Below are 17669 nucleotides of genomic sequence, written 5' to 3' on the forward strand. Positions count from 1 at the left end.
ATGACCTCGCCGACAAGGGCGAGCAGACGCTCCTTCGTCGTCGCGAGCGTCGGGGCCGCCCTCGCGCTGGGCGCCGGAGGGACCGCCCACGCGCGCGGCCGGTCCCCCTTCGGACGGTACGGTTCGCCGTCGTCCCGGCTCGACGAGCGGACCCTGTACGTCCACCCCGGCGGCCTGGGCGATCACACCACGGTCCAGGCCGCCGTGACCGCCGCGAACGGGAGCGGGCACACGCTGGTCGTCGCCCCGGGAACGTACCGCGAGACGGTCGCCGTCAGTGCCGCCCGTACGGAGCTGACCTGGCTCGGGGCCTCCGAGGACGCGCGTGACGTCGTGATCGTCTACGACAACGCCAACGGGACGCAGAAACCGGACGGCTCCGGCCCCTACGGCACGACCGGCTCGGCCACCACGACCGTGCAGGCCGACGGGTTCACCGCCCGCGACATCACCTTCGCCAACGACTGGCTGCGCGCCGACCATCCGGAGATCACCGGCACGCAGGCCGTCGCCATCAAGGTGCAGGGCGACCGCTCGGCGTTCCTCCACTGCCGGTTCCTCGGCCACCAGGACACCCTGTACGCCGACTCCATCGCGCTCACCGCCTTCGCCCGGCAGTACTTCGCGCACTGCTACGTCGAAGGGGACGTGGACTTCGTGTTCGGGCGGGCCACCGCCGTGTTCGAGCACTGCCACTTCCGCACGCTGGAGCGCACGGACCTCGCCGGAGCCCCGTACGGCTTCGTCTTCGCGCCCTCGACCGCGGTCGCCAACCCGCGCGGCTATCTCGTGACGGACAGCCGGGTGACGAGTGAAGCCCCGGACGCCTACTACAAGTTGGCCCGGCCCTGGGTGCCCGGCTCCGACCCCACCGCGCGGCCCATGCTGACCGTGCGCGAGACCCGCCTCGGGGCCGGGATCGACGCGGTGGAGCCGTACACCAACATGTCGGCCGGCTATCCGTGGCAGAGCCAGCGGTTCGCCGAGTACCGCAACAGCGGTCCGGGCGCCGAGATCACCGTCCCCGCGAACCGGCCCCAGCTCACCCGCGCCGAGGCCGCCTCGCACACCCGGCGGACGTACCTCGGCGACTGGGCCCCCTGGTCCCGGGAGGGGTGCTGAGATGCGGCGGCGCACCCTGATCACGGGGGCGGTGGGTGCTGTCGGTGCTCTCGTGGGTGCCGGTATCCCGCCGGCCGCTGCCGCCTCGGACGCGCGCCGCCGGGTCGTGCACGTCCGTCCCGGCGACTCCGTCCAGGCGGCCGTCGACACGCTCGCGGACACGGCCGGCGACACGCTCGGCAACCCTGCCGACGGCCCCGGCCCGACGATCGTCGTGCATCCGGGGACCTACCGCGAGGTCGTCCACATCCCGTCAGCCGTAAGGAACTTGACGCTTCTCGGGGCCTCCCGCGACCCCCGGGACACGGTCGTCGTGTACGACCGCGCCAACGGCACTCGGAAACCGGACGGCTCCGGCACCTACGGCACCGCGGGCTCCGCCACCTTCACCTCGGCGGCGCCCGGACTGACCGTGCGGGGGCTGACGATCGCCAACGACTGGCTGCGCGCCGACCACCCGGAGATCACGGGCACGCAGGCGGTGGCCGCGTACGTCACGGGGGACCGGTCGCACTTCGAACGGGTCCGGTTCCTCGCCCACCAGGACACCCTGTTCGCGGACACCACCGCACTGGACGCCTTCGACCGGCAGTACTACCGGGACTGCTACGTCGAAGGGGACGTGGACTTCGTGTTCGGGCGCGGGCGGGCGGTCTTCGACGGCTGCCGCCTCCACACGCTCGACCGGGACGTGAGCTTCAAGCCGGAGGGCATGGTGTTCGCCCCCGCCACGGCCCGCGCGAACCCGTACGGCTTCCTCGCCGTGCGGTGCCGTGTCACCTCCGGTGCCGAGGACGGCGCGTACAAGATCGCCCGCCCGTGGGTGCCGTCCTACGAGACGACCGCCTGGCCGTCGCTCGTCGTGCGGGACACCCGGCTCGGGCCGGGCATCGACGCGGTGGCGCCCTACATCGACATGCGCGAGGCGTACCCCTGGCAGACCATGCGTTTTCGCGAGTACGCCAACTCCGGCCCCGGGGCGGTCGTTCCGGTGCCGGAGAACCGGCCGCAGCTCACGGCCGCCGAAGCCGCGGAACACACCCGCGGGACGTATCTCGGGGACTGGAGGCCGTATGAACAGCGGTACTGAACCCTCACCCCAGACTCCGCGCAGGTCGCCCCTGGGACGGCGGTCGTTCGTGGCGGGGGCCGGGGCGGCGGCGCTGCTGGGTGCAGCGGGAGCCGGAGCGCCCACGGCCCATGCGGCGCGGGCCACCGCCCCTGCGGCGCAGATCGCCGGCCCCGCGGCACAACTGGCGGGCATCGTCGAGGGCAACCTCCCCGATTTCCACCCTCTCCTCAAGGACGAGCTGCGCTTCCCGCTCGCCTGGGGCACCTCCCCGGTCCCGGACTTCCGGGCCTGGCGGCGCGCGGCCCGCGCGAAGGTCGAGGAGCACCTGCTCGTCGAACGGGACCACACGCCGTACGAGCCCGTGTTCGGTGAGAGCGATCGCGTCGAGGCCGACGCGTACACGCGCGAGTCGGTGACCCTCTCCCTCACCCGGTACGAGCGCGTCCGTGGCTCCCTGCTCACCCCGCACGGCACCGGCCCCTTCCCCGCCGTCCTCCTGCTCCACGACCACGGCGCCAAGTTCGACATCGGGAAGGAGAAGCTGGTCCGGCCCTGGAGCGACGACGCACGGCTGGCCTCGGCGCAGGCCTGGGCGGACCGCTGTTTCAGCGGGCGGTTCGTCGGTGACGAACTGGCCCGGCGCGGCTACGTGATCCTCGCCCTGGACGCGCTCGGCTGGGGCGACCGCGGCCCGGTCACGTACGAGCAGCAGCAGGCCCTGGCGAGCAACTTCTTCAACCTGGGGTCCTCGCTCGCCGGGCTCATGGCCCGCGAGGACGTACGGGCCGCCGGGTTCCTGGCCGGCCTCGACCGGGTGGACCGGCGGCGGGTCGCGGCCGTCGGCTTCTCCATGGGCGCCTTCCGCGCCTGGCAGACGGCCGCCCTCAGCGACGACGTAGCGGCCGCGGCGAGCGTGTGCTGGATGACCGGGCTGAAGGAGGTCATGGTGCCCGGCAACAACATCCTGCGCGGCCAGTCCTCGTACTGCATGCTCCATCCCGGGCTCGCCCGGCATCTCGACTTCCCCGACGTGGCGAGCATCGCCGCGCCCAAGCCGTCGCTCTTCTTCCACGGCGCCCAGGACACCCTGTTCCCCGCGGAGGGCGTCCGGGTCGCCCACGAGAAGCTGCACGCCGTCTGGCGCTCACGCCATGCCGGGGAGCACCTGCACACCAAGGTCTGGCCCGAGCTGGGCCATGTGTTCACCGCGCCCCAGCAGGACGAAGTCTTCACCTGGCTCGACGCCGTCCTGTGACAGCTCGACACGCCACACCCCCCACGCCGCACATACAGCACACACCGCACGCACCGCACACGTCATCCACGTCACCCGCCTCACGACGAAAGGTCCCCCCACCATGTCCCGTCGTACCGCTCTCGCCTTGACCGCAGCCCTCGCCCTCGGTGCCGGACTCGCCGTGGTCCCCACCCAGGCGCAGGCCGCCACCGTGGTCGTCAGCACCACCACCGACCTGACCAGCGCCATCAAGAACGCCACCGCCGGAACGGTCATCCAGGTGCGTGCGGGCACCTACTACCCGACGGCGACCCTCCAGTCGACCACCAACGGCAGCTCCTCCAGCCGCATCTACCTGCAGCCCTACGGCTCCGAGACCGTGAAGATCGACGGCTCGAACCTCCCCGACGGGGACTGGATCTTCAAGCTCACCGCCGACTACTGGACCGTCTCCGGCATCACGTTCCAGAACTCGCCGGACAGCGCGGTCGTCTGCCAGTCGTGCGCCTCGACCGTCTGGGAGAACATCAAGACGATCAACGGCGGCGACTCCGGCTTCACGCTCACCGGTGACAGCACCACCAACAACACGGTCCGCAACATCGACTCGTACGGCCACTACGACGCCGCCAACCACGGAGAGAACGCGGACGGCATCGCCGTCAAGTACGGCTCCGGCAGCGGCAATCTGATCACCGGGGCCCGCCTCTACAACAACTCGGACGACGGGATCGACTTCTGGTCGTTCTCGTCCCCGGTCACCGTCGAGCACACCTGGGCCATGGGCAACGGCAAGAACCGCTGGTCGGACTCGGCGTTCGCGGGCGACGGCAACGGCTACAAGCTCGGCGGCGACGGCGAGGTGGTGGCCCACGTCGTCAACAACTCGGCGGCCTGGGACAACGCCGGCAGTGGCTTCACCGAGAACAGCAACACCGGCGCCATCGTCATCAACCGCACCACCGCCTACGCCAACGTCAAGTACGGCTACTACTTCGCCACCGGCGCGGCCCGGCTCGGCAAGAACCTGGCCGTGAGCAACGGGACCTCGGTCAGCAAGGGCAGTTCGGTCGTCTCGGCCGGCAACAACTGGGACTCCGGCATCTCGACGCCCTCGTTCCGCTCCACGGACGCCTCGACGACGTACAACAGCCGTCAGTCGAACGGCGCGCTGCCCGTCACCACCTTCCTGACCACGGGCAGCACGACGATCGGCGCGACGATGGACTGAGGCCCTCGGACGTGCGAACGCCCCTCGCGGTCGTCACCGGCGAGGGGCGTCGCTCTGACTGGCCGAGGGGGGCTCAGGCCAGCAGATCCGTGGGGACCAGCGACCCTGTGGTCACTGGTACGTGATGTCAGATGCCGTGTAGTCGCAATAGGTTCCGTCCGGGCCCGAACCGTTCGTCGTCGGCTCGGCGCCCGTGTTGTTGCCGATGTACTTCTGGCACGGCACGATCTTCTTGCTGCTGTCGCCGACGACCGTGATGTTCCGCAGGGCCGCGGTGTCGCCGTAGTTGGTGTTGATGCCGACCAGCCGCGAACCCGGCGCGGTCACCTCGACGGTGTTGAAGATCGAGGTGCGCTTGTACTGCGTCGAGCAGTTGCCGCAGGAGCGGTACAGCGTCTTGAAGTCCTGGACCGCGAACTTCGAGACGACGAGCTTGCCGCCGCCGTTGTGCTGGAACACCTTGTCCGCGGCCTTCTTCGCCCCGCCGCCGTACACGGTGTAGACGGCGGAGTTGCCGCCCCTGAAGGTCGCGGCGTCCTCACCGACGTCCTCCCACCAGACGTTCTGAAGGGTGCAACTGCCCTGGCAGTGCACGCCGTCGGCGCCGGGCGCGCCGATGATGACGTTCTTCAGCGTCGCTCCGTCGGCGAGCCGGAAGATCGGGTCCTGGCCCTCCTCCTGGCCGTCGCCGGCCAGATCGCCGCTGCCGTAGTAGCGCTTGTAGCCCCCGTCCCGGGTGCCCGAGACGGCGATCGTCGACGAGACGGCCTCGCTGCCGGTGGCGGTCGGCCAGGTGGTGGCGGCGCTCGCCGTCGACATCATCGTGCTGGTGAACATCGCGGCTCCCGTCAGGGCGAGCGCGGACACACCACCGACGAGGGCACGCTTGCGGTCGGTCCTGCGGCGGTGACGTGCACGGGGTTCCACGCGTGAGGTCATGTCCCGTTCCTTCGGGTGGGGAGAGATCTTGCGTCTCCTGGTCGCCACCCGGACGGCATGGGTTGCCGCGCGCCGCGATTCTTTTCGACCTTCAGTTCCGCTCGACGTTCAGTTCCACTCGGCCTTCAGTTCCGCGCGAAGTCGCCACCCACCGCCAGGTCTTCGCCGTCGGCCCGGGCGTCGGCCGTATACGTGTCGTCCCCGGCGTCGCGGCCACCGCGGTCGTGGTCGTACTGGCCCGCGAACACCCACTCGCCCGGCCACACCGTACGGCCCGGCTTGAGCGTCCAGGTGTAGGTGAGGAAACCGTCCTTCTCGGCGACGGACGCCGTGAAGTCGTTCTCGGGGGCGGAGCGCCAGGAACCCGCCGAGGTGACTCCGCCGGTCTGCCTGACCTTCAACACGACCGTCAGCGCGGTGAGTTGTTTCCCGGTCTTCACCGTCACATTGCTCTGCGCCCAGAACTCGTTGCTGTGCGGGTCCACCGATCCGTCCGACCACAACGGGCCGTCCTCGACACCGGCACCGACACCGGCGGTGGGGGAGGCGGTGGGGGTGGGGGAGACTGCAGGGCTCGAACGCTCCGGCGAGGGGGCCGGGCTGGGGCTGACCGCCACCGTCTGGTCGTCCGGCGCCTCGGCCTTCAGCGCCGAGGCCACGGCGTAGCCGCCGACCGCGAGCACACCCGCGACCGCGGCCGTGGCACCGACGACCCGGAACCAGCCGAGCGCGGTCGGCCGCGGGGCGGGATCCGGCACGCTCCGCCCACCGGCCATACCGCGTTCGACGCGGGTCAGGATGCGGGCGCGATCGGGCTCGTAGGAGTCGGCCGAGTCCCGCAGCCTGGCCCGCAGTTCGTCGTGCACATCCTTCATCGGCCGCTCCCCCCGGTGCCCCCGGCACGCAGCGCCGCCGCGTGCATCCGCCGCGGGGCGTCCCGCGACCCCAGCAGCCGCTGCAGCTCCGCCATCCCCTTCGACGTCTGGCTCTTCACCGTACCCACCGAGACACCGAGGGCGAGCGCGGTGTCCTTCTCCGAGAGGTCGAAGGAATGGCGCAGGACCACACAGGCCCGCTTGCGGAACGGCAGTCTGCGCAGCGCCTCCTGGACGTCCACCATGCCCGGTACGTCGGGGTTCTCGGTCCGGTCCTCGCGCTGCGACCAGAACAGAGTGATCCGTCTTCGTTCGCGCACCGCGCTGCGGATGCGGCTGCGCGCCATGTTGGCGACCACACCGCGCGCGTACGCCACCGGGTGGTCCGCGGCGCGCACGCGGTCCCAGCGGTGCCACAGGGCGAGCAGCGCGTCCGCCGCGAGGTCGTCGGCGGCGTCCGACTCGCCGGTCAACAGATGGGCCAGGCGGGCCAGTTCGGAGTAGTGCCGCTCGAAGAAGTCATGGAACTCCACGGAGGCGGCGTCGTCGACGACAGTGCCCACGGGCGACCTCTCCCTGTCGGTTCATTCTGTAACACGATGAAAACCTGAAACTGGTTCAACGCGGGAACAATCCAGCCAGCATCCGCTCACCAGGCACGCAGGCATCGAGGAGCATCCGCCATGTCCGAAACGCAGCAGGTGGAGGACCGGCCAGGCGCCGTACCGCCCCAGGCCAACAGCGTCGACCGGTTCTTCAAGATCTCCGCCCGGGGCTCCACCGTCGGCCGGGAAGTGCGTGGTGGTTTCGCCACGTTCTTCACGATGGCCTACATCCTTGTCCTGAATCCCATCATCCTCAGCAGTGCGAAGGACAAGTTCGGCGATCAGCTCGACAGCGTCCAACTGGTCACCGCCACCGCCCTGGTGGCGGCGGTGATGACGATCGTGATGGGCGTCGGCGGCAACCTGCCGCTCGCGCTCGCCGCGGGTCTCGGCCTCAACGCCGTCGTCGCCTTCCAGATCGCCCCGCTGATGAGCTGGGACGACGCGATGGGCCTCATCGTCCTCGAAGGCCTGCTGATCTGCGTCCTGGTGGTGACGGGCCTGCGCGAGGCCGTCATGTACGCGATCCCGCAGCCGCTCAAGCAGGCGATCAGCGTCGGCATCGGGCTGTTCATCGCGTTCATCGGCTTCGTCGACGCCGGGTTCGTCAGCCGCATACCGGACGCCGCCAACACCACCGTGCCCGTGCAGCTGGGTGCCACGGGCGCGCTGACCGGCTGGCCGATCCTGGTGTTCTGCCTGGGTGTGCTGCTGACCATCGGACTGCTCGCCCGCAAGGTCAAGGGCGCGATCCTGATCAGCATCGTGACCATGACGATCGTCGCGATCGTCATCAACGAGATCGCGGACGTCAAGAGCTGGGGCCTGACCACGCCCCAGGTGCCCGACGACGTGGTGGCCTCGCCCGACTTCGGACTGCTCGGCGACTTCAGCCTGTTCGGCGCGTTCGGCGAGGTCAGTGTGATCACCGTCGTGCTGCTGGTGTTCACGCTGATCCTGTCGGACTTCTTCGACACCATGGGCACGGTCGTCGGCATCAGCGCCGAGGCGGGGCTGCTGGACGAGGAGGGCAAGGTGCCCAACCTCGGCCGGGTCCTGCTCATCGACGGCGCCGCGGCGGTCGCGGGCGGCGCGTCCTCCGCGTCCTCCGCCACGTCGTACATCGAGTCGGCGGCGGGGGTCGGCGAGGGGGCCCGTACGGGGTTCGCGAACCTCGTCACGGGCGGGCTGTTCGCCTGTGCGCTCTTCCTGACGCCGCTCCTGACGATCGTGCCGATGCAGGCGGCGGCGCCGGCGCTCGTGGCGGTGGGGTTCCTGATGATGACGCAGGTCAAGCACATCGACTGGGACAAGTACGAGATCGCGATCCCCGCGTTCCTGACGATCGCGGTGATGCCGTTCACGTACTCGATCACGAACGGGATCGGGGCGGGGTTCGTGTCCTACGTCCTCATCAAGACGGTGCTGGGGCGGGCGAAGCAGGTGCACTGGCTGTTGTGGGGGGCGTCGGCGCTGTTCCTGATCTATTTCGCGATAGACCCGATCGAACAGCTCTTTGACGTGAAGTAGCCGAGGCTGGGGGGCGGGGCTGTCGACTGCCTGCGGGCCCGGTGGGGGCGGGCCGCGCAGTTCCCCGCGCCCCTAGGAGGGGCTGCGCCCCATCAGGGGCGCGGGGAACTGCGCAATCTTTTGGCTCGGCCCCCACCGGACCGCAGACGACCGATGGCTCAGCCCGCGAGGGCGGCCCGCATCACGGCCTCGGCGACAGGCGCAGCCAAACCGTTCCCGCTCACTTCCGACCGCGCCGCATCCGACTGCTCCACCACCACGGCGACAGCGACCTCCTTGTCGGAGGAGTCGGACTTCGCATACGACGTGAACCACGCGTACGGCGTCTTGCTGTTGTTCTCGCCGTGCTGAGCCGTACCGGTCTTACCGCCCACCGTCGCCCCGGAGATCCGCGCGTTCGTCCCCGTCCCCTCCTCGACGACCGTCTGCATCGCCGACTGCAACTGCTCGGCCGTGGACGAACTGACGATCTCCTTGCTCTCCGTCTCGTCGTCGTAGTTCTCCAGCACATCCCCGTTCGCGTCGCTGATCTGCGACACCATGTGCGGCGAGACCAGCTTCCCGCCGTTGGCGATGGCGGCCGACACCATGGCCATCTGCAACGGCGTCGCGGTCACGTCGAACTGCCCGATACCCGTCAGCGCGGTGGACGACTTCTCCATGTCCGACGGGTACACGCTCGTGTAGGCGCGCACGGGCACGTCCTGGGACTCGTCGTTGAAGCCGAACTTCTCGGCCATCGCCTTGACCTTGTCCTGACCGAGGTCGACGGCCATCTTCGCGAAGACGTTGTTGCACGAGTACTGGAGCGCGACCCGGATCGACGCGTTCTCGCAGGGCGCCGACTTGCTCTCGTTCGCCAGGACCTGCGTCGTGCCCGGCAGCGTGTACGGGTTCTCGCTGACCGTCTTCTCGTCCACCGAGGAGTACAGGCCGTCCTCCAGCGCGGCGGCCGCGACGACCAGCTTGAACGTCGAGCCCGGTGGCAGCGGCTGGCGCAGCGCCCGGTTCGTCATGGGCTTCTCGGAGTCCTTGGTGAGCTTCTTCCAGGCGTCGGAGTCGCCCCCGCTGAGCACCGAGGGATCGTAGGACGGGGTGGAGACGACACCGAGGATCCTGCCGGTCTTCGGGTCCATGGCCACGGCCGCGCCCTTTTTGTCACCGAGCGCCTTGTAGGCCGCCTTCTGTACGTCCGGGTCGATGGTGGTGATCACATCGCCCGGATCGGAACGCTTGCCGGTGACCGTGTCGACGGGGTTCTTCAGGCGGTTGTCCGTGCCGTCGAGCAGCTGCTGGTAGACGCCCTCCAGCTGCGTGGCCCCGAACACCTGCGAGCTGAACCCGGTGACGGCCGCGTAGAGACTGCCGTCGGTGTACGTGCGCTTGTACTTGAGGTCGCTGCCTTTCGTCTGCGCGGAACCGGTGATCGCGTCGCCGCCCACGATGATGTTCCCGAGCGGGTACGCGTACTGCTCGATCGCGTTCCGACGGTTGTCCTTGTCCTCTGCGAGCGCCTGCCCCTCGTAGAACTGCACCCAGGTCGCTCGCACCAGCAGAGCGAACACGAGCAGCAGAGTGAAGACGGAGGCGCGCCTGATCGTTTTGTTCATCCCGCCCAGAAGGACGAGCAAGAACCCCCCGAACGTTCCCTTCGCCCACGTTTCTCATGGACAGTTCATCTACTCACGCCCCGGATGGGGCCAGCCCCTCCCAGGGGCGCGGGGAACGGCGCAGTCTTTTGTCTTTAAGGGGCGCGGGGAACGGCGCGACCAGCCACGACGCACCCGCACGTCACTCCGAGAGCTTCAGCACAATCTCATCGATCTCGGCCCCCCGAGCGTTCGCGAACCCCCGGTCCCGCCCGATCACAACGAACCCGCACTTCTCCAGCACCCGCAGGGACCCCGCGTTGTCCGCCGCCGCCCGCCCGTACAACGGCCGCTCGGGCACGGCGACGAGCAGTGCCCGCAACGCGGCCGTGGCGATCCCCCGCCCCCAGTACGCGCGATCGATCCAGTACGTCACCTCGCGCTCGCCCGGTTCCCCGTACACCGCCGCGTTCCCGACGACATCGCCGTCGACGAGGATCGTGCGGTTCACGGCGGACGAGGCCCGGACCCGCTTCCAGTGGGCGTCGAAGGCGTCCCGGTCGGTCGGGTCCTTGTGCGTGAACGCGGCCATCAGCGCGGACTCGGGGTCGTTCGTCTGCCGGAAGAAGACCGGCAGATCACTGTCGTGGACCTCGCGGAGCTCGACCTCGACGGGAAAAGGGGAAGAAGGGGGAGACGGGCGGGACGGGTCGGACATGTCAGAGCCTCCGGGTCGCGAGCGTCAGCCGGTCCCGCGCGTCGAACAGCGCGTCCTTCACCATCTGCTCGTGCGCGGGCGTCAGCCGCGCCACCGGCACCGAGCAGCTGATCGCGTCCCGCGCGGGCGTCCGGTAGGGGATCGCCACGCCGAAGCAGCGCAGCCCCAGCGTGTTCTCCTCGCGGTCCACCGCGAACCCCTGCTCCCGCACCTGGTGCAGCTCCTCGATGAGCTTCTCCCGGTCGGTGATCGTGTGCTCGGTCAGCGCGGGCAGCGTCTCCGGCAGCAGCTTGCGCACCTGCTCGTCGGTGTGGGTCGCGAGGAGCGCCTTGCCGAGGGACGTGGAGTGGGCGGGCAGCCGGCGCCCCACGCGCGTGAAGGGGCGCAGATAGTGCTGGGACTGGCGGGTCGCGAGGTAGACGACGTTCGTGCCGTCGAGGCGGGCCAGGTGGATCGTCTCCGTCGTGTCGTCGGAGAGCCGGTCGAGCGTCGGCCGCGCCGCCGCGACGACCTCGTCGCCGTCGATGTACGACGTACCGACGAGCAGCGCCCGTACGCCGATGCCGTACCGCGTGCCCGTCGCGTCCGTCTCGACCCAGCCGAGCTCGACCAGGGTGCGCAGCAGCATGTAGAGACTGGACTTGGGATACCCGACGGCCTCCTGCACGGCGGCCAGGGAGTGCATACCGGGGCGTCCGGCGAAGTACTCAAGCAATTCAACCGTCCGCACCGCGGACTTGACCTGCGCTCCGCCGCCCGTCTCGCCTGCCGACATCGGCCTTGACCCCCTAGTTCGCCGGGAAATAGTCTCGACAGCATATTCACCATCAGAGACAGCGTTCAGCATATCGAACGCCCCTGGTGAGTGGCACATGTACTTCGGCATTACATCTGGAGGGACCCGCGGTGGCAGCAGCACCAGTCTGGAGTGTCGACCCCCGAACCGGGAAGCAGCGCGAGCAGGTTGCGGTGGAAGCCACAGCCCAGGAGGTGGACGAGGACGTCCGCGCCGCGCACGCCGCCCGGGGGGCTCTCGCCGACCGCACGGTCCGCGCGGCCTTCCTGCGGACCGCGGCCGACCTGCTCGAAGGCGCCAAGGAACACCTCGTGGAGGCGGCCGACGCGGAGACCGCGCTCGGCCCGGTCCGGCTCACCGGCGAACTCGCCCGCACCTGCTACCAGCTGCGGGCCTTCGCGGACATCGTCGACGAGGGCGAGTTCCTCGGCGTCGTCATCAACCACCCCGACGCCACCGCGACGCCGCCGATCCCGGATCTGCGCCGTTACAAGGTGCCGCTGGGTGTCGTAGCCGTCTACTCGGCCTCGAACTTCCCCTTCGCCTTCTCGGTGGCCGGCGGTGACACCGCGAGCGCGCTCGCCGCGGGCTGCCCGGTCGTCGTCAAGGCGCACCCCGACCACCCCGGTCTGTCCGAGCTGGTCGCCTCCGTCGTGCGCCGGGCCGCGGCCCAGCACGACATCCCGGACGGCGTCCTCGGCCTCGTGCACGGCTTCGAGGCGGGCGTCGAGCTGGTCAAGCACCCGCTGGTGTCGGCCGCCGGATTCACCGGTTCGGTACGCGGCGGACGCGCCCTCTTCGACGCGGCGGCGGCGCGGCCCGCGCCGATCCCGTTCCACGGTGAGCTGGGATCGCTCAACCCGGTCGTGATCACCGAGGCGGCCGCCGCCGAGCGCGCCGAGGCGATCGGTACGGGGCTCGCGGGCTCCATGACGCTGGGCGTCGGCCAGTTCTGTGTGAAGCCGGGCCTGGTGCTGGCGCCGGCCGGTGCGGCGGGCGACCGCCTGCTGAAGTCCCTCACGGACGCGGTGAGCGACACGGAGGCGGGCGTCCTGCTCGACCACCGCATGCGCGACAACTTCGTCGCGGGGGTCGCCGAGCGTGCGGGGCTGCCCGACGTCGACGCGCCGGTGACGCCGGGTGCGGGCGGTGAGCACACGGTCAGCGCCGGCTTCCTGACGGTCTCCGCGCAGAAGCTGGTCGCCGAGGGCGAGTACGACCTGCTGCTCGAAGAGTGCTTCGGGCCGGTGACCGTGGTCGCGCGCTACGAGGACGAGGCCGAGGCGAACGCGGTGCTCGCGCGGCTGCCCGGCAACCTCACCGCGACGGTGCACCTCTCCGCGGAGGAGGAGGCCGGTGAGGGGCGTGGCGCGGAGATCCTCGCGGAGCTGACGCCGCTCGCGGGGCGCGTCGTCGTGAACGCGTGGCCTACGGGGGTCGCGGTGGCTCCGGCCCAGCAGCACGGGGGGCCTTACCCGGCCACGACGTCCACGTCCACGTCCGTGGGCGGGACCGCGATCGAGCGGTGGTTGCGGCCTGTCGCGTACCAGAACGCTGCTGAGGCGCTGCTGCCGGCTGAGCTGCGGGATTCCAACCCGTTGGGGCTGCCGCGGCGGTACAACGGGCGGCTTGAGCGGTAGGCGCACACCTTTTCGCGCAGTTCCCCGCGCCCCTGTAGGGCGCCGTTGGGCCCGTGGCCGGTTCGTCGGCTGCGGGCCCGTCGTGGTTGCTCGCGCAGTTCCCCGCGCCCCTGGAGGGCCTGCGGCCCTCGGGGAGCTGGCAGACTCTGTGGATGGACGTGAAAATTCCTGAACTTCCCTTTTCGCTTCGGTCGTACGGGCCCGACGGGCACTGGTCGTACGAGGGCGGGGTGCTCACCGGGTGGGCCGGTGCCCGGCAGGACCGGTTCGTGCCGCCCACCGACGAAGGGCTGGACCCCGCGTCCGACGCGCCCCGGCTGCTGGGCGCGCCCGAGGGGGACTTCCAGCTCATCGCCCGCGTGACCGTCGGCTTCGCCGGGGCCTTCGACGCCGGCGTCCTCTACGCCCACGTGGGCGAGCGGGCCTGGGCCAAGCTCTGCCTGGAGAACTCCCCGGACGTGCCCACCGTCTGCACGGTCGTCACCCGGGGGCACTCCGACGACGCGAACTCCTTCACGGTCGACGGCAGCTCCGTCTGGCTCCGGATCAGCCGCACCGGCCGCGCCTTCGCCTTCCACGCCTCGAAGGACGGCGAGCGCTGGACCTTCGTGCGGCTCTTCACCCTGGGCGAGGAGAAGGAGACGGGGGCCGCGCTCGTCGGGTTCATGACCCAGTCGCCCATGGGCGAGGGCTGCGTGGTCACGTACGACCACATCGAGTTCCGTCCGGACTGGCCGGCCGATCTGCGGGACGGGCACTGATTTCCGGGGCCGATTTAAAATGACGGTCTTATGAACGTCGTATTCTGCTTTTATTCGTGAGGGTTTTCTGTAGTCTTCTGCCCGATTATTCGAACCTTAAACACTAAGATTTTGCGAAGATCGATCTCGCAATTCGATCAGGTCTCGCAGGGGTTAAGCCCTTGTGACGCAATACACAACCAAGCCGTTTTGTCCGGTATTTCCCGGACAAAACGGCGTTTTCGTAGGGTGTTCCGCAGGGGTCCGCGCCCGCGTGATAACACATACGCCCTGCTTGTGTAACCCCACCCGGCGATGCGATTTCGATTTTTGCTGGGTAAATTCAATAGACATGACCGCCGCACAAGCAGACCTGCAAGCGGAATTCCTGGAAATGCCAGAAGGGCTGCGGGCCGACCGTCCGCACGTGGACGACGGAGCCGCACTCTGGCGCATTGCCAAGGACTCCGGGACCCTCGACCTGAACTCCTCCTACAGCTACCTGCTGTGGTGCCGTGACTTCTCCGGCACCTCCGCGGTGGCGCGTACGGCCGACGGCGAACCCGTCGCCTTCGTCACCGGTTACATCCGGCCCGAGCGCCCGCACACGCTTCTCGTGTGGCAGGTCGCCGTCGACGCGGCGCAGCGGGGCCGAGGTCTCGCCGCCGCGCTCCTGGACGGGCTGACCCGCCAGGTCGCCGGCCGGCACGAGCTGACCTCCATGGAGACCACGATCTCCCCGGGCAACACCGCCTCCGAGCGGCTGTTCACCTCGTACGCGGCGCGTCACGGCGCGAGCGTCGAGCGTGAGGTCCTGTTCGACACAGGGCAGTTCCCCGACGGCCCGCACGACCCAGAAGTGCTGTACCGCATCGGTCCCCTGTCGTTCTGAACAACCCCCCACGCCCGAGGAGTGCACCTGTGACCATCACCCAGCCCGACCTGAGCGTCTTCGAGACCCTGGAGTCGGAGGTCCGCAGCTACTGCCGCAGCTGGCCCACCGTCTTCGACCGCGCGCAGGGCAGCCGCATGTACGACGAGGACGGCCATGAGTACCTCGACTTCTTCGCGGGTGCCGGCTCACTCAACTACGGACACAACAACCCGGTACTGAAACGGGCCCTGATCGACTACCTGGAGCGCGACGGCGTCACGCACGGTCTCGACATGTCGACGACCGCGAAGCGCAGCTTCCTGGAGTCGTTCCAGAACCTGGTGCTGCGCCCGCGCGACCTGCCGTACAAGGTCATGTTCCCCGGCCCGACGGGCACCAACGCCGTCGAGTCCGCGCTGAAGCTGGCCCGCAAGGTCAAGGGCCGGGAGTCGATCGTCTCCTTCACCAACGCCTTCCACGGCATGTCGCTCGGCTCGCTCGCCGTGACCGGCAACGCCTTCAAGCGCGCCGGCGCCGGCATCCCGCTGGTGCACGGCACGCCGATGCCGTTCGACAACTACTTCGACGGCCAGGTCCCGGACTTCCTCTGGTTCGAGCGGCTCCTTGAGGACCAGGGCTCCGGCCTGAACAAGCCCGCCGCCGTGATCGTCGAGTCCGTGCAGGGCGAGGGCGGCATCAACGTCGCCCGCGTCGAGTGGCTGCGCGCCCTCGCCGGGCTGTGCGAGCGCCAGGACATGCTGCTGATCGTCGACGACATCCAGATGGGCTGCGGCCGTACGGGCGCCTTCTTCTCCTTCGAGGAGTCGGGGATCGTGCCCGACATCGTCACCGTCTCCAAGTCCATCAGCGGGTACGGACTGCCGATGTCCCTGTGCCTGTTCAAGCCCGAGCTGGACATCTGGGAGCCGGGCGAGCACAACGGCACGTTCCGCGGCAACAACCCCGCCTTCGTGACGGCCGCCGCCGCCCTCCAGACGTACTGGTCCGACGGACCCGCCATGGAGAAGCAGACCCGCACCCGCGGCGAGCAGGTCGAGCAGGCGCTGATCTCCATCACCGAGGAGAACCTCGCCGACGTGAAGGAGTACCGCGGCCGGGGCCTCGTGTGGGGCATGGAGTTCCACGACAAGGAGCGCGCGGGCCGCGTGGCGCACCGCGCCTTCGAGCTCGGCCTGCTGATCGAGACGTCGGGCCCGGAGAGCGAGGTCGTGAAACTCCTCCCCGCGCTCACCATCACACCCGACGAGCTGGACGAGGGCCTTCGTACCCTCGCCCGGGCCGTCCGCGAGACGGCCTGAACCAGCACACCCCCCTGCACACCAGCCTGAAGGAGGCTTCGTACCACCGTGATAGTCCGTTCGTTCAAGGAGATCGAAGGCACTGACCGACACGTGAAATCGGCGTCGGGCACCTGGGAGAGCAAGCGCGTCGTCCTCGCGAAGGAGCGGGTCGGCTTCTCGGTGCACGAGACGATCCTGTACGCGGGTACGGAGACGTCGATGTGGTACGCGAACCACATCGAGGCCGTCGTCTGCGTGGAGGGCGAGGCCGAACTCACCGACGACGAGACCGGCAAGAAGTACACGATCACGCCCGGCACCACCTACCTCCTCGACGGCCACGAGAGGCACACCATGCGGATCAAGGAGGACTTCCGCTGCATCTGTGTCTTCAATCCGCCGGTGACCGGACGGGAGGACCACGACGAGAACGGTGTCTACCCCCTGCTGACCGAGCCCGAGGAGGTCTGAACGATGACGACCGTCACCGACCTGTATCCCAGCCGCGGCACCAGCGAGGTCTCCGTACCCCGGCAGGACCCGGTCGTGTGGAGCGAACCGGGCGCGCCGGGCCCGATCCCGGCGGCCGACCTCCAGGGGTACGAGCGGGACGGCTTCCTCGCCGTCGAGCAGCTCATCGACGACGACGAGGTCGCGCTCTACCGCGCCGAGCTGGAGCGCCTGGTCACCGACCCGGCGGTCCGCGCCGACGAGCGGTCGATCATCGAGCCGCAGTCGCAGGAGATCCGCTCGGTCTTCGAGATCCACAAGACCAGCGAGATCTTCGCCCAACTGGTGCGCGACGAGCGGGTGGTGGGCCGCGCCCGGCAGATCCTCGGCTCCGACGTGTACGTGCACCAGTCGCGGATCAACGTGAAGCCCGGCTTCGGCGCGAGCGGCTTCTACTGGCACTCGGACTTCGAGACGTGGCACGCCGAGGACGGTCTGCCGAACATGCGGACGGTGTCCGTCTCGATCGCTTTGACCGAGAACTACGACACCAACGGCGGCCTCATGATCATGCCGGGGTCGCACCACACGTTCCTCGGCTGTTCCGGAGCCACGCCGAAGGACAACTACAAGAAGTCGCTGCAGATGCAGGACGCGGGCACGCCCTCGGACGAGGCGCTGACCAAGTACGCCTCCCAGCACGGCATCAAGCTCTTCACGGGCCGGGCCGGCTCGGCGACCTGGTTCGACTGCAACTGCATGCACGGTTCGGGCGACAACATCACGCCGTTCCCGCGCTCGAACGTCTTCATCGTGTTCAACAGCGTGGAGAACGCGGCGGTGGAGCCCTTCGCCGCGCCGGTGCGCCGTCCGGAGTTCATCGGGTCGACGGACTTCACCCCCGTGAAGTGACGTACGGCTGAGGGCGTTTGGCCCGGTGCCCGACTCGC

Annotated in this window: 17 protein-coding genes; 11 read left to right on the forward strand and 6 right to left on the reverse strand. The window is 69.4% G+C overall.

The window, feature by feature from the left end:
- The 4 genes from J8N05_RS17300 to J8N05_RS17315 all read left to right on the forward strand — a co-directional run bounded on the left by J8N05_RS17300 (nucleotide 1) and on the right by J8N05_RS17315 (nucleotide 4662).
- On the forward strand, nucleotides 1-1122 hold the full coding sequence (locus J8N05_RS17300) for a pectinesterase family protein (RefSeq protein WP_210883788.1): 1122 nt from the start codon (nucleotides 1-3) through the stop codon (nucleotides 1120-1122).
- Nucleotide 1123: 1 nt separating this feature from the next.
- The gene (locus J8N05_RS17305; protein WP_210883789.1) at nucleotides 1124-2212 is read left to right on the forward strand and encodes a pectinesterase family protein; all 1089 of its coding nucleotides are present in this window, start codon (nucleotides 1124-1126) and stop codon (nucleotides 2210-2212) included.
- The gene (locus J8N05_RS17310) at nucleotides 2196-3449 is read left to right on the forward strand and encodes a dienelactone hydrolase family protein (RefSeq protein WP_210883792.1); all 1254 of its coding nucleotides are present in this window, start codon (nucleotides 2196-2198) and stop codon (nucleotides 3447-3449) included. The genes J8N05_RS17305 and J8N05_RS17310 overlap by 17 nt, the downstream gene beginning before the upstream one ends.
- Before the next feature lie 103 nt (nucleotides 3450-3552).
- A complete protein-coding gene (locus tag J8N05_RS17315) occupies nucleotides 3553-4662 on the forward strand; it encodes a right-handed parallel beta-helix repeat-containing protein (RefSeq protein WP_210883794.1) in 1110 nt (369 codons plus the stop codon).
- Between the two features lie 111 nt (nucleotides 4663-4773).
- Here J8N05_RS17315 and J8N05_RS17320 read toward each other — a convergent pair whose 3' ends face one another.
- From J8N05_RS17320 to J8N05_RS17330, 3 genes are all read right to left on the reverse strand, one after another.
- A complete protein-coding gene (locus J8N05_RS17320) occupies nucleotides 4774-5601 on the reverse strand; it encodes a pectate lyase (protein ID WP_210883795.1) in 828 nt (275 codons plus the stop codon).
- Nucleotides 5602-5726: 125 nt separating this feature from the next.
- Nucleotides 5727-6476 carry a hypothetical protein gene (locus J8N05_RS17325; protein WP_210883797.1) on the reverse strand — a complete coding sequence of 250 codons (750 nt, stop codon included), beginning with the start codon at nucleotides 6474-6476 and terminating at the stop codon, nucleotides 5727-5729.
- A complete protein-coding gene (locus J8N05_RS17330; RefSeq protein ID WP_210883799.1) occupies nucleotides 6473-7039 on the reverse strand; it encodes a SigE family RNA polymerase sigma factor in 567 nt (188 codons plus the stop codon). Before J8N05_RS17330 ends, J8N05_RS17325 begins: the two co-directional genes overlap by 4 nt.
- A gap of 120 nt (nucleotides 7040-7159) precedes the next feature.
- On the opposite strand from J8N05_RS17330, the gene J8N05_RS17335 reads away from it, so the two are divergent.
- Nucleotides 7160-8611, forward strand: a complete 1452-nt coding sequence (locus J8N05_RS17335; protein WP_210883801.1) for an NCS2 family permease — start codon at nucleotides 7160-7162, stop codon at nucleotides 8609-8611.
- Nucleotides 8612-8769: 158 nt separating this feature from the next.
- On the opposite strand, the gene J8N05_RS17340 is transcribed toward J8N05_RS17335, so the two are convergent.
- From J8N05_RS17340 to J8N05_RS17350, 3 genes are all read right to left on the reverse strand, one after another.
- On the reverse strand, nucleotides 8770-10221 hold the full coding sequence (locus J8N05_RS17340) for a peptidoglycan D,D-transpeptidase FtsI family protein (protein WP_210883803.1): 1452 nt from the start codon (nucleotides 10219-10221) through the stop codon (nucleotides 8770-8772).
- A 181-nt stretch (nucleotides 10222-10402) separates the two neighbouring features.
- Nucleotides 10403-10918 carry a GNAT family N-acetyltransferase gene (locus tag J8N05_RS17345; protein ID WP_210883805.1) on the reverse strand — a complete coding sequence of 172 codons (516 nt, stop codon included), beginning with the start codon at nucleotides 10916-10918 and terminating at the stop codon, nucleotides 10403-10405.
- 1 nt (nucleotide 10919) lies between these two features.
- Nucleotides 10920-11693: an IclR family transcriptional regulator gene (locus tag J8N05_RS17350; protein WP_138048348.1), complete on the reverse strand. Its 774-nt coding sequence runs from the start codon at nucleotides 11691-11693 to the stop codon at nucleotides 10920-10922.
- A gap of 131 nt (nucleotides 11694-11824) precedes the next feature.
- Here J8N05_RS17350 and J8N05_RS17355 point away from each other — a divergent pair, with 131 nt between their 5' ends.
- The 6 genes from J8N05_RS17355 to thpD all read left to right on the forward strand — a co-directional run bounded on the left by J8N05_RS17355 (nucleotide 11825) and on the right by thpD (nucleotide 17631).
- Complete coding sequence (locus J8N05_RS17355; protein WP_210883806.1) at nucleotides 11825-13354, forward strand: aldehyde dehydrogenase (NADP(+)); 1530 nt, start codon at nucleotides 11825-11827, stop codon at nucleotides 13352-13354.
- 152 nt (nucleotides 13355-13506) lie between these two features.
- Nucleotides 13507-14115 (forward strand): DUF1349 domain-containing protein, encoded by a 609-nt coding sequence (locus J8N05_RS17360; protein ID WP_210883808.1) that lies wholly within the window; start codon nucleotides 13507-13509, stop codon nucleotides 14113-14115.
- A gap of 331 nt (nucleotides 14116-14446) precedes the next feature.
- Nucleotides 14447-14986 carry a diaminobutyrate acetyltransferase gene (gene ectA, locus J8N05_RS17365; RefSeq protein ID WP_210883810.1) on the forward strand — a complete coding sequence of 180 codons (540 nt, stop codon included), beginning with the start codon at nucleotides 14447-14449 and terminating at the stop codon, nucleotides 14984-14986.
- A 29-nt stretch (nucleotides 14987-15015) separates the two neighbouring features.
- Nucleotides 15016-16287: a diaminobutyrate--2-oxoglutarate transaminase gene (ectB, locus tag J8N05_RS17370; RefSeq protein WP_210883812.1), complete on the forward strand. Its 1272-nt coding sequence runs from the start codon at nucleotides 15016-15018 to the stop codon at nucleotides 16285-16287.
- Between the two features lie 48 nt (nucleotides 16288-16335).
- Entirely contained in the window at nucleotides 16336-16740 is a 405-nt protein-coding gene (locus J8N05_RS17375; RefSeq protein WP_107017720.1) for an ectoine synthase, read from the forward strand.
- 3 nt (nucleotides 16741-16743) lie between these two features.
- Nucleotides 16744-17631 carry an ectoine hydroxylase gene (thpD, locus tag J8N05_RS17380; RefSeq protein ID WP_210883814.1) on the forward strand — a complete coding sequence of 296 codons (888 nt, stop codon included), beginning with the start codon at nucleotides 16744-16746 and terminating at the stop codon, nucleotides 17629-17631.
- The last annotated feature ends 38 nt before the right edge of the window (nucleotides 17632-17669 follow it).

The organism is Streptomyces liliiviolaceus, from assembly GCF_018070025.1.
Taxonomy (GTDB): Bacteria; Actinomycetota; Actinomycetes; order Streptomycetales; family Streptomycetaceae; genus Streptomyces; species Streptomyces liliiviolaceus.